Origin of the sequence: Niastella soli (assembly GCF_017742245.1) — a bacterium.
Taxonomy (GTDB): Bacteria; Bacteroidota; Bacteroidia; order Chitinophagales; family Chitinophagaceae; genus Niastella; species Niastella soli.
Genome location: NZ_JAGHKO010000006.1, coordinates 88,274 through 102,179, shown reverse-complemented (window position 1 = coordinate 102,179; position 13,906 = coordinate 88,274). Strand labels below are relative to the sequence as shown.

Genomic DNA, 13,906 nt, shown 5'->3' with positions numbered 1-13,906 from the left:
AAGAGAATTGTTAAAACTTTTAACAATGGGTTTATCTGTAATAAAAAAGTAGGAAGTGTTTAGCTTCCTACTTTGTTTTTTATAATCAATGAATTATTGATCGCGATTACTCTTCATCGTCAAAGCTCATCGCTTCGCGGGTTGTTTGCAGCAATTCATATTCTTCCTTGCTACCAACGATCATGTTCTCAAAGTCACGCAAACCAGTACCTGCTGGGATCGGATGACCGGTGATCACATTCTCTTTCAAGCCAAGCATATCGTCGGTTTTACCCTGAATGGCAGCCGATGACAATACTTTGGTTGTTTCCTGGAATGATGCAGCTGAGATCCAGCTTTGCGTACCCAGTGAGGCTTTGGTGATACCCAACAGCACAGGATGTGAAGTGGCTGGTTCGGCATCGCGGAATTCAACCAGCTTTTTGTCGGTACGACGCAGCAGGGAGTTTTCTTCGCGAATTTCACGCAGGCTCACGATCTGACCGGCTTTCAAGCGGCTGCTTTCGCCCGGATCAGAGATAACTTTCTTATCAAAGATCCAGTCGTTTTCCTCGTTGAATTCAAAACGGTCAACCAGGTCTTCTTCGAGGAAGCGGGTGTCGCCCGGATCCACGATCTCAACCTTTTTCATCATCTGGCGAACGATCACCTCAATGTGTTTATCGTTGATCTTCACACCTTGTAAACGGTAAACCTCCTGAATTTCATTCACCACGTATTCCTGTACCGCAAACGGACCTTTAATTGACAGGATATCGCTTGGTGAAACCTGTCCGTCAGACAATGGCGCACCGGCTTTGTTAAAGTCACCGTCCTGAACCAGGATCTGGCGGGTTAATGGAACCAGGTATTTCTTGATAACACCATCTTTCGCTTCCACGATGATCTCGCGGTTACCACGTTTGATGGCGCCAAATGCAACCACACCGTCGATCTCACAAACGATAGCGGGGTTACCTGGGTTACGTGCTTCAAACAACTCAGTTACACGAGGCAGACCCCCGGTGATGTCGCGTTGCATCCGCAGCGTACGAGGTATTTTCACCAACACCTGACCGGCTTTTACATCTTCGGCTTCATCAACCACAATGTGTGAGCCTACAGGCAGGTTATATTGTTTTACATCCTTACCTTCTACGATCAGGGTAGGTATCTTGGTTTTATCTTTTGTTTCAATTACCACTTTCTCGCGGTGACCGGTTTGTTCGTCAGCCTCTTCGCGGTAGGTAATACCTTCAATTACGTTATCGAATTTCACCTGACCAACGATCTCGGCAACGATTACGTTGTTGAATGGATCCCAGGTACAGAGGGTATCGCCTTTCTTCACGTTCTGACCATCTTTTACAAAGAGGGTTGAACCGTAAGGCACGTTTACCACATTCAATAAACGATCGTTTTTCAGATCTACGTTCCGGATCTCACCGGTACGGCCAATTACCACTTGAATTGGATCACCTTCGTTATTAACCGAAGCTACTGTACGCAAACCGTCAAACTGAATGGTTCCATCGAATTTGGCAGTGAGTGAAGACTCAACTGATGCAGATCCGGCAACACCACCCACGTGGAAGGTACGCAGGGTCAACTGTGTACCAGGCTCACCGATTGACTGGGCGGCGATGATACCAACCGCATCACCTTTTTGAGCGCGGTTACCCGTAGCCAGGTTCTTACCGTAACATTTTACACACACACCGCGTTTGCTTTCGCAAGTCAATACCGAACGGATCTCAACAGTTTCAATACCGGCTTCTTCAATTAGTTTGCCGATCTCTTCATTGATCTCCTGTCCGGCGCCAACGATGAGTGTATCGTTTTGCGGGTTGTATACGTTGTGGAGTGAAGTACGGCCAATGATACGGTCGTACAGCGGCTCTACTATTTCTTCATTATCTTTTAATGCACTGGTGGCAATACCACGCAGCGTACCGCAATCTTCTTCTGTAATTACCACGTCCTGTGCTACGTCAACCAAACGACGGGTCAGGTAACCGGCATCAGCCGTTTTAAGGGCCGTATCCGCAAGACCTTTACGAGCACCGTGCGTAGAGATGAAGTAATCCAATACGTTCAGACCACCTTTAAAGTTAGAGAGGATCGGGTTTTCGATGATCTCACTTCCGCTTGAACCTGATTTTCTGGGTTTCGCCATCAGACCTCTGATACCGCACAGCTGTTTGATCTGCTGTTTGGAACCACGGGCTCCGGAGTCAAGCATCATGTATACAGAGTTGAAGCCCTGTTTATCGGTGCTGAGCTCACGGATCAACGTTTCAGTAATACGGGTATCCACACGTGACCAGATGTCTACGATCTGATTATACCGCTCGTTGTTGGTGATAAGACCCATGTTATAGTTATCCCACACCTCGTCTACTTCACCTTTTGCCTGGTCAAGCACATCGCCTTTGATAGATGGGATGATGAGGTCATTGATACTGAATGACAGACCACCACGGAAGGCCGTACGGAAACCAAGTTGTTTGATATCATCAAGGAACTTGGCTGTTTTAGGTACGTTGGTGATGGTAATGATGTCACCGATGATCTCACGCAAGCTCTTTTTCGTGAGCAGGGCGTTGATGTAACCCACTTCCTTCGGAACGAATTCGTTGAAGATTACACGACCTACGGTGGTCTCAGTCAGCTTTCTAACGATATTACCTTCGTTGTTACGAACATCCACTTTCACTTTAATGTGAGCGTGAAGGTCAACGCGGTCCTCGTTGTAAGCGATGATCACCTCTTCGGTGCTATAGAAGGCTTTGCCTTCACCACGGATAATTTCGGTTTCAGTTGATTTTTTACCCTTGGTAATGTAGTACAGACCGAGTACCATGTCCTGTGAAGGCAGGGTCATTGGCGCACCATTCTGCGGGTTCAAAATGTTATGAGAAGAAAGCATCAACAGCTGGGCTTCCAGAACGGCCGCATTGCTCAAAGGCACGTGAACCGCCATCTGGTCACCGTCAAAGTCAGCGTTGAACGCCGAACACACCAGCGGGTGCAGCTGGATCGCTTTACCTTCAATCAATTTAGGCTGGAAGGCCTGGATTGACAAACGGTGGAGCGTTGGGGCACGGTTTAACATAACCGGGTGACCCTTAAGGATATTTTCAAGGATATCCCAAACCACTGCTTCCTTTCTATCAACCAGCTTACGAGCCGATTTTACAGTTTTTACAATACCTCTTTCAATCAGTTTCCGAATGATGAACGGTTTGAACAATTCAGCCGCCATATCTTTCGGTAAACCACACTCGTGCAGCTTCAGTTCAGGACCTACCACGATTACAGAACGACCTGAGTAGTCAACACGTTTACCCAACAGGTTCTGACGGAAACGTCCTTGTTTACCTTTCAGTACGTCGCTCAGAGATTTCAATGCGCGACCACCTTCAGCTTTAACGGCGTTTGATTTACGTGAGTTATCGAACAGAGAGTCAACCGCTTCCTGAAGCATACGTTTTTCGTTACGTAAGATCACCTCAGGGGCTTTGATCTCTAATAATCTTTTTAACCGGTTATTACGAATGATCACCCGGCGATACAGGTCGTTCAGATCAGATGAAGCGAAACGACCACCATCCAGGGGAACTAACGGACGCAGTTCTGGTGGAATAACCGGGATGTATTGCATTACCATCCACTCAGGGCGGTTGGTGATGCGACCATTGGCCTCGCGGAATGCTTCTACCACACTCAAACGCTTCAAGGCATCGGCTTTACGTTGCTGTGAAGTTTCGGTAGCAGCGGCGTTACGCAGGTCGAATGATAAGCTGTCCAGTTCAATTCTTTGCAACAGATCGTGTACCGCTTCGGCACCCATCTTTGCAATGAATTTTTGAGGATCTTCGTCTGGTAAGTACTGGTTCTCCTTAGGCAGGTTCTCCAGTATTTCCAGGTATTCTTCTTCAGTTAACAGATCACCTGATTTCAGGTTACGATCTTCCCGGATACCTGGTTGAATTACTACAAAACGCTCGTAGTAAACGATGCTCTCCAGCTTTTTGGAGCTAACACCCAACAGGTAACCAATTTTATTAGGTAAGCTTTTGAAATACCAGATGTGTACTACAGGAACCACCAGTTTAATGTGGCCCATGCGCTCACGACGTACTTTCTTTTCAGTTACTTCAACACCGCAACGGTCGCACACGATCCCTTTATAACGGATACGCTTATACTTACCGCACGCGCACTCATAATCTTTTACAGGTCCGAAAATACGTTCGCAGAATAAACCATCACGCTCGGGTTTGTATGTACGATAGTTAATGGTTTCAGGTTTCAAGACCTCACCGTAGCTGCGTTCCAAAATGGAATCTGGTGAAGCCAGCCCGATAGTGATCTTGGAAAATGTGGCTCTGGGACGATTATCTTTTTTAATAGCCATATTTTGATTGTCTTATTTCAGATTTAAAATTATTGGTACCCTGCCTGAAGTCGGATCTCTTATTTTGAGATTTAGAGAACCCGGAATTTAAATCCCGAATTCTCTAAATCAGAAATCGCTAAATAAAATATTATTCAAATTTCAGGTCAAGCCCCAATCCTCTCAATTCATGCACCAATACATTGAACGACTCTGGAATACCGGCTCTTGGGATATTATCACCTTTAACAATTGCCTCATAGGTTTTTGCACGGCCGATAATATCATCCGATTTAATTGTGAGCAATTCCTGCAGGATGTTTGAAGCACCATAAGCTTCCAGTGCCCAAACCTCCATCTCACCAAAACGCTGACCACCGAACTGAGCTTTACCACCCAGAGGCTGTTGCGTGATAAGACTGTAGGGTCCGATTGAACGGGCGTGCATCTTATCATCAACCATGTGGTGCAGTTTGATCATGTAGATCACACCTACGGTTGCTTTCTGGTGGAAGCGGTCACCGGTTTCACCATCATACAAGTGTGTATGGCCGAAACTTGGTAAGCCTGCGTTATTGATGTTCTGGGCTATTTCATCAGTTGTAGCACCATCGAAGATCGGTGTAGCGAACTTCACACCCATTTTCAAACCGGCCCAGCCTAATACAGTTTCATAGATCTGGCCCAGGTTCATACGGGAAGGTACCCCCAGTGGGTTCAACACAATATCAACCGGAGTGCCATCTTCCAGGAACGGCATGTCTTCCAAACGTACAATCTTGGCAACGATACCTTTGTTACCGTGGCGACCGGCCATTTTATCACCCACTTTCAGCTTACGCTTAACAGCCAGGTATACTTTAGCCAGCTTCAACACACCAGCAGGTAACTCGTCACCGATTGAAATGTTGAATTTCTCTCTCTTATATCTACCCAGTTCTTCGTTGTACTTGATATTATAGTTGTGCAACAAGGTATTGATGGCATCATCGATTGAAGCGTCACCAGTCCAACCCAGTGGGTTTACGTTCTGGTAGTCAATAGAACCAAGGTTCTTCGGATTGAATCTGGCGCCTTTACCGATCTGCACTTCACCGAAGTTGTTGTTTACACCAGCAGAAGCTTTGTCTTTCAACAGCGTTTGCAGCTTGTTCAACAATTCTTCTTTCAGGTCTTCTTCGTTTTTTTCGTGCACTTTTTCCAGCTTTTCCAGAGCGGCCTTCTCACGGATCTTCGCGTTCTTGTCCTTTTTGGCGCGTTGGAACAGCTTTTTACCGATCACAACACCTTCTACCCCGTTTGGCGCTTTCAAAGAAGCATCTTTGGCATCACCGGCTTTGTCACCGAAGATGGCGCGTAACAGTTTTTCTTCTGGTGTAGGATCGCTTTCTCCTTTAGGAGTGATCTTACCGATCAGGATATCGCCTTCTTTAATAGCGGCACCTAAACGAATGATACCATTTTCATCCAGGTCTTTAGTAGCTTCTTCCGATACGTTTGGAATATCAGGTGTCAGCTCTTCTTCACCCAGTTTGGTATCACGTACTTCCAGTTCATATTCAGAAATGTGAATAGAAGTGAACAGGTCTTCCTTGGCTACTCTTTCGCTGATTACGATGGCATCCTCGAAGTTGTACCCTTTCCATGGCATGAACGCCACTTTCAGGTTACGGCCCAGTGCCAGTTCACCACCCTGTACCGCATAACCTTCTGTAAGGAAGTCGCCTTTTTTCATGCGTTGTCCTTTTCTAACAGCAGGCTTGTGGTTGATACAGGTTTCCTGGTTGGTTTTTATGAATTTGGTCAGTCTGTAAACTTTCAGGTCATCTTCAAAGCTCACCAAACGGTCAGCTTCGGTACGGTCGTAGCGAACGTGAATTTCACTACCATCAACGTACTCTACCACACCTTCGCCTTCAGACAGGATCTGTACACGGGCATCGCGGGCAGCTTTAGCTTCCAGACCTGTACCCACAATCGGGCTTTCAGGACGGATCAGCGGTACAGCCTGACGTTGCATGTTTGATCCCATCAGCGCACGGTTGGCGTCATCATGCTCAAGGAAGGGGATCAGGGAAGCACTCAAACCTACGATCTGGTTGGGCGCTACGTCCATGAACTCCACTTCATTTTGATCGAGGATCGGGAAGTCGCCGGTTTGACGGCTGGTGATCTTCTCTTCCACGAAGTGGCCTTTCTCATCTAGCGGCGAGCTTGCCTGGGCGATCTTGGCATTGTCTTCTTCTTCAGCACTCAGGAAGGTGAGCTTTTTCAGGTCAACCTTTCCGTTATCTACTTTATGGTAAGGCGTTTCAATAAAGCCCATTTCGTTGATCTTGGCGTGTACGCAAAGCGTAGAGATCAAACCGATGTTCGGACCTTCAGGAGTTTCAATGGTACACAAACGGCCGTAGTGGCTATAGTGTACGTCACGAACCTCGAAACCGGCTCTTTCACGGCTCAAACCACCGGGTCCGAGTGCGGAGATACGACGCTTGTGCGTGATCTCACTCAGCGGGTTGGTTTGGTCAAGGAACTGTGACAACTGAGAGGTACCAAAGAAGGAGTTGATCACTGATGACAACGTTCTGGCGTTGATCAGGTCAACCGGGGTGAACACCTCATTATCGCGTACGTTCATTCTTTCGCGGATGGTACGGGCCATACGGGCCAAACCAACACCGAACTGAGCATATAACTGCTCACCTACAGTACGTACACGACGGTTGCTCAGGTGATCGATGTCATCGATTTCCGCTTTACCATTGGTTAAACGAACCAGGTATTTGATGATCTCGATGATATCTTCTTTAGTTAAGGTCTTTTGATCGAGCGGCTGATTCAGCATCAGCTTGCGGTTGATCTTGTAGCGACCTACTTCTCCTAAATCGTACCGTTTGTCGCTAAAGAACAATTTATCAATGATACCGCGGGCTGTTTCATCATCCGGCGCATCGGCACCGCGCAACTGGCGGTAGATGTGCTGAACGGCTTCCAGCTCACTGTTTGAAGTATCTTTATTAAGGGTGTTATAGATGATAGCGTAGTCACCACCTACATCTTCTTTCTGCACAAATACGCTCTTCACATCCATATCAGCGATCATGTCTACTGCTTCTTCATCCAGCACGGTATCGCGTTCCAGCACTACCTCGTTTCTTTCAATAGACACTACCTCACCGGTATCTTCATCCACGAAATCTTCAACCCATGTTCTTAACACACGGGCAGCCAGGCGTTTGCCCAGATATTTCTGCAGTGATTTTTTATCGCCTTTTACTTCGTCGGCCATACCGAACAGCTCCAGGATGTCTTTATCGGTTTCGTAACCGATTGAACGCAACAGCGTAGTAACCGGGAATTTCTTCTTACGGTCGATGTACGCATACATCACGTTGTTGATATCGGTAGCGAACTCCATCCACGCACCTTTAAAAGGAATTACGCGGGCAGAATAGATCTTGGTACCGTTGGGGTGAATTGACTGACCGAAGAATACACCAGGTGAACGGTGTAATTGAGAAACCACCACGCGCTCAGCTCCGTTGATAACGAAGGTACCGCGAGGGGTCATGTAAGGAATGTTTCCCAGGAACACATCCTGAACGATGGTCTGGAAGTCAACGTGCTCTTCATCATTACAGCTCAACCTGAGTTTCGCCTTAAGAGGAACGGCATATGTTAATCCGCGCTCCATACACTCCTCAATAGTGTAACGGGGCGGGTCGATGAAATAATCCAGAAATTCCAGCACGAATATGTTTCGTGTATCTGTAATGGGAAAGTTCTCCTTAAATACCTTAAACAACCCTTCAATGTTACGCTTATCAGGCGTAGTTTCTAACTGGAAAAACTCTTTGAACGATTGAATTTGTACTTCTAGTAAGTCAGGTGCTTCAGAAAGGTTTTTAATTTTCCCGAAGTTGACCCTTGTTGACAGTTTTGTTGAAGACATATTGCTTAAAACCGGTTTTTTTAATTATTCGTACGACAAAACATCTATAGACAAAAAAAATTTTCCTTGAGAATTTTACTCCTTTTTCGTTCTGGTTGAACTGTAAAGGTTAAACTCCCAAAGAATTAAAAAAGAGGCAGTTATGTTAAATTGCGCTTGTAGCAACGTACCTCTGCTAATTAGCTTTTGTGAAAAATGGAGGGCAAAGGTAAGAAATATACCTAAATGGACAATAATTTATTCACATTATCCTGTCGCCACCCCTGTAATTTTTTTTCTGTCTGTAAAGCATTGAAAAATAGAGTGTATAGTTGTTTTTCCATGTACTGAATGTACGTACTTCTTCTGATTTTACCAAAATGGGATAAACCTGGCCAAAAACAAAGCCGCAAAGGAGGATGTCCTTTGCGGCTTATTAAATACCTTCTTATTTCTTAAACTTAAACCCCGGGGTATCCATCATTTTGAGGTCTCAGCTTAGGATTATTTTGCATTTCAAGGGTAGGCAGCGGGAACAACAAATGCTTTTTGGTGAGTGTCTGTCCGCTTTCAGGCAATTTATGACCTTCAAACTCCTCAAAATTGTTGTTGGTCTCATTATACGCTTTTTTCAACCGCACCATATCGAACCAGGTAATCCCCTCATAACACAGCTCATGCCAGCGTTCCTTCCACACAGCATCCCGGAAAGAAGCCTGGGTATAGCTGCCCAGCAGGCCGGTTATCAGACCTGCCCGGTCGCGGATGCTTTTTAAAGCATTTACGGCATCCTGATTGGGTAAAGTACCTGCTTCATTCTGCGCCTCGGCATAGGTCAGCAGCACCTGGGCGTACCGGATGTTCATCCAGTTCAACCCGCTGATGGCTGTACCTGTTACCCCGGCGGTGCCGTTGGCGCCAATATCAAAATGTTTATAAATATAGGGGGCGCCCAACTGCTTCAACGTATCAAAACCACCATCGTAATAGGATTTATAAAAGAACCCCTGACGGTCTATTGTTCTCTTGTCACCCGGTTCAAATGAATTGTAAAATTGAAGGGTAGGTGTCGTAGACCCTACTTCTGTGCCATAAGCCGACACATTCTTGAAGTTGGGCAACAGGTTGGCCTGGTTGTTATTATTGGCCACGCCACCCAGGAATTGAATTTCAAAGATCTGCTCTCCTGTATTTTCCTGTTTTTCATCGTGCAGGCTATTGTAATCCGCAAAAAGCGTAAACTTCTTACTGTCAATTACCTCTTTTGCTTTATCGGCTGCCAGCTGATAATAAGCTTTTCCTTTATTCATCGGATAACCGGCCATAGTTAAATATACTTCGGCCAGCAACGACTTTACGGCGCCCAGTGAAACACGACCGCTATTATCGGTCCAGGGCAACCCCGAGCCTTCGGCATCTTTCAGATCCGCTACTATCTGCATATAAACAGAATCTTTCAAGGTTCGGCCAGTATATACAGAGGCATCAGTTGCTGATAAAACGGAAGTGGTCATTAAAGGCACATCTCCATACAGGCGAACCAGGTAAAAATAGGACCAGGCGCGTAAAAAATGCGCTTCGCCCAATACCGATTTCTTTCTTGCATCGTCCATTACTATACCTGGAACTTTGTCTAATACCAGGTTGGTTTGGGCAATAACCCGGTAAAGAGATGTCCACCAGTTCAACACAAACACATTATCGCCATTGTAACTAAGACCAAGCAGGTTGTTCAGATCAGTATTTTGTCCTGTTTCAGTTTTGGCCGTACCTGTTGGCATTTCCAGCATGGAAAAATTATTGGCAAAGATCCCCGCGCCTTCAGCAAAAAAACGGGTTCTTTCGTACGCAGCCGCAATGGCGGCATCTGCGTGACCGGGCAATGTATAATAGTTGTCGGGCGAAAGGTTCGATGGGTCCTTATCCTCTTCTACCAGCCATTTTTTACAACCCGTGGCTGATACGGCAAAGGCACATACAAGTAGAATATATAGCGAGTTAATCTTGCAGAATTTCATACGAGCTTGTTTAATGTTAAATTTTACAATCCAAGACTTATTCCCAGCATATAGGTAGTTGGCTTGGGATAATCAAAGAATGTTTGTCCCTGTGCAAAGGCATTGTTATAAGTAGTCACTTCCGGATCATTACCCGAGTACTTTGTTTTCAGGAAGAAATTTTGCACAGATGCGGTTACGCGTAACCTGTTTATTTTAAGACGCTCAAACATTTTGGCGGGCACATTATAACCCAGCAACAAATTCTTACCGCGAATAAAGGAGCCATCTTCCACCCAACGGGTATCCACGTTGGTTACATAACCGGCCCTGGTATCCCGGATGGTAGCGATCATGGTATTGTTGTTGTTCTTGCCTGCCTGATAATAATCCAGTACAGAACTATAACTATTGGCAATACCGGTTCTGTCTTCACCCGAGTGGTGTGATTGATTCAATACATCGTTTCCATACATAAAACCGATCTCCAGCAACAGATCAAAGTTCTTATAGGAGAAATCGTTGCTGAAAGAACCCCAGCCTTTAGGGTTACCATTACCAATGATCACCCTGTCCAGATCGTTGATCTGATAATCAGGTGTTACATCTTTATATTTTAAATCGCCTGGCAAAATGGGTTTACCACCGCGGTAGCTGACATACTTCGCAGCCTCTGCCCTTTCAGCTTCAGTCCATACGCCTTCCCGTATAAGGCCCCAGAATGAACCAACTGGCTGTCCCACCTGAATGATCCCGGTGTTTGACAAAAAGTTCGGGTTACCTGAGAAGATGGGTGCCGGTGTTGCCAGCGAAAGCACTTTATTTTTGTTGAAGGAAATATTAAAGGTGGTGTTCCAGGAAAAGTCCTGGGTTTTCACATTGATCGTACGTAAAGTAAGCTCAAGCCCCTTGTTCTCCATGCTGCCTACGTTTTTCGTATAGGAAGGATAGCCGGTAGATCTTGGTAATGGCGTCTCCAGCAACATGTCAGTTGTTTTACGATAGTACAGATCTGCTTCAAAATTGATCCTGTTCTCTAACAAGCCCAGTTCAAGACCCGCATCGGTTTGGGCCGTTTTTTCCCATTTCAGATCAGGATTACCTAACCTGCCTGTTCCAACCCCGGAGAACCGGGCGTTGTTAAACACCGCAGTATAAGAACCCAGCGTGGCATCTGATGAATAAGGATTGATCTCTGAGTTACCCGTTAAACCATGACTGATGCGTAGTTTAAGGTGTGAAACTGTTCTGTTGTCTTTAAGAAAGTCTTCATTGGAGACATTCCAGGCCACCGCTCCTGAAGGGAAAAAGGCAAACTTATGATTGTCGCCGAATTTTGAGCTACCATCAACACGACCAGTAAAAGTAACCAGGTACTTTTGTTTGAATCCATAATTTATACGGCCAAAGTAGGAGTTGAAAGCAAAACCGCTTTTGTTTGAAATAGATGCGTTTTGTACACTTCCTGCACCCAGGTTGTTATATTGGAAGAAGTCGGTCGAAAAATTCTGGGAGCTGGCATTAACAGAAAAATAGTTTGTTCCCTGCCAGGAAAGCCCCACTAAACCACTTACAGTGTGATCTCCATTAAAGGTTTTATTGTAGTTCAGGAAAGTTTCACTTGACCAGTATATTTCCCTGTTGTCAAAAATACTGGCGGTACCGTTCTGGTCCATAGAGATATTATGAAGCCCCCGGCCGCTGAACTGGTTTTCCTGTCTTTGTACAACACTCACCCCTACCTGGCTTTTGATATCAAAACCATTGCCCAGTAACAGGTTCACATAAGCATGGCCAAGCATATTCTGCACGTTCACGATATATTTTCTGTCGGTCATAATGTGCACAGGATTTGAACCACCTTCGGCGCCTGGGTACAGGTAATTATCGCCCCAGGTCCCATCAGGAAATTTAACAGGCAAAAATGGGAATGCTTCTGTGATCATGCGCACAGAGTTCAACCCACCGGTACCCTGATCTACCAGGTTTTCTTCCTGGTTATTATAACTCAAACTACCCCCAATCCGGAACCAGTCTTTGGGTTTCATATCAAGAACAAACCGGGCTGAATACCGTTTCAGATACGAATTAAGCAGCAAGCCATTATCATCGCGATAGTTCAGGAACAAACCATATAAATTATTATCGCTTCCACCGGTTACACCAATCTGGTGATTTTGTGAAAGTTTATGTTGTAATGATTCTTCCAGCCAGTCGGTGTTGTATAAAGGTTTACCATTGGCATCAAACATGGTGGGTAAACTTTGTCTTTTTACTCTTGGGTCAACCACCTTAGAATAAGAACCGGCAGCCCAACCGTCCGGATCATACGTTTTAATATTATCATAGGCCAGATTTTCAAGATCAACGTATTGCTGGGCATTCAGCATATGTATTCTTTTGGGCCCAATGGTGGGTACACTATAATTACCATCATAGGTGATCTTAGCTGGCCCGTTTGTGCCACGTTTGGTGGTAATGAGCACGACGCCATTGGCGCCACGGGCTCCATAAATGGCTGTACCAGATGCGTCTTTCAGCACTTCCACCGAAGCGATATCATTCGGGTTAATGTAGTCGATAGAGTTACTGTTCAACGTTTGGTTACCGATTGGTAAATACACCCCATCTACCACATACAACGGGTTGTTCGATGAATTGATAGAACTAAAACCCCGTATACGGATCCTGGTTTGACCTCCGGGACGACCAGAGTTGGTTGTTACCTGTACACCCGCAATACGGCCAGATAAAGCTTCATTCACTGAAGCCGCCGGCCGCTCCTGCAGTTGCGAAGCTTTGACCGAACCTACAGATCCTGTAAGGTCTTTCTTCTTTACGGTACCATAACCAATTACCACCACTTCGCTCATGGAGCCTTTACTTAATACTAATTGTACGTTCAGGGTTTCCTCCTGCCCCACTTTTACCTGGAAACCTTCATAACCGGTGTGGGTAAACACCAGGGTTGCCCCCGGTGCAACACTGATACTGAAATTACCATTCATATCAGTGGCAGAACCAACTGTCTGGCCTTTTAAGGTAACTGATACCCCAGCCAGTGGTGATCCGTCTTTTGAGTCGGTCACCTTACCGCTAATAGAGCGGTTTTGGGAAAATGTTTCAATGGAAATAAATAGTGCGAGGAAACTTAGCAGACATAGCCGTCCGACAAAATAAAACTGCTTTTTCATACGCAAGCTTTGGTTTATAAATAAATACTATATCGATATAGCAATTACAGCAAAGAATACCGCCTCGTAGCACAAAACAAACTCACAAAAGTCACAGAAGGTTTTAAGTTGAAATTACTTAATGCTCAAATACACACAGGGCCGGTTTTACCAACTCCTGTTTATCATAAACAAAGTGAACAAGTAGGGGATATTTCCAGGTACATAACTATACACCTGGTAGGGGGCAGATTTAGTAAGGCAGAATTCTACTGCATGTTATTTTCGTTCAATCAGAACAAAATAAGGTCGATGATAAACTTGGTTTTTTCATGTGGCAATTCGTTTAATAAACTAAAATTAGTGATTCTAAAACGTTTTTGCAAAATATTATCAGGACGTTTCTGTAATTTTTTTTACAGGC

4 protein-coding genes are annotated in these 13,906 nt (G+C 45.3%); all 4 read right to left on the bottom strand.

Annotation, left to right across the window (positions count from 1 at the left end):
* Positions 1–106 precede the first annotated feature (106 nt).
* Positions 107–4,399 (bottom strand): DNA-directed RNA polymerase subunit beta', encoded by a 4,293-nt coding sequence (gene rpoC / locus J7I42_RS23740; RefSeq protein ID WP_209141369.1) that lies wholly within the window; start codon positions 4,397–4,399, stop codon positions 107–109.
* 130 nt (positions 4,400–4,529) lie between these two features.
* Entirely contained in the window at positions 4,530–8,333 is a 3,804-nt protein-coding gene (rpoB, locus tag J7I42_RS23735) for a DNA-directed RNA polymerase subunit beta (RefSeq protein WP_209141368.1), read from the bottom strand.
* Positions 8,334–8,773: 440 nt separating this feature from the next.
* Positions 8,774–10,330, bottom strand: a complete 1,557-nt coding sequence (locus J7I42_RS23730; RefSeq protein ID WP_209141367.1) for a RagB/SusD family nutrient uptake outer membrane protein — start codon at positions 10,328–10,330, stop codon at positions 8,774–8,776.
* Between the two features lie 23 nt (positions 10,331–10,353).
* A complete protein-coding gene (locus tag J7I42_RS23725; protein WP_209141366.1) occupies positions 10,354–13,503 on the bottom strand; it encodes a SusC/RagA family TonB-linked outer membrane protein in 3,150 nt (1,049 codons plus the stop codon).
* Between the last annotated feature and the right edge of the window lie 403 nt (positions 13,504–13,906).

Bases quoted from the DNA above. Each gene is read 5' to 3' on its own strand.
- rpoC (WP_209141369.1), bottom strand. From the start codon at position 4,399: ATGGCTATTAAAAAAGATAATCGTCCCAGAGCCACATTTTCCAAGATC.
- rpoB (WP_209141368.1), bottom strand. From the start codon at position 8,333: ATGTCTTCAACAAAACTGTCAACAAGGGTCAACTTCGGGAAAATTAAA.
- J7I42_RS23730 (WP_209141367.1), bottom strand. From the start codon at position 10,330: ATGAAATTCTGCAAGATTAACTCGCTATATATTCTACTTGTATGTGCC.
- J7I42_RS23725 (WP_209141366.1), bottom strand. From the start codon at position 13,503: ATGAAAAAGCAGTTTTATTTTGTCGGACGGCTATGTCTGCTAAGTTTC.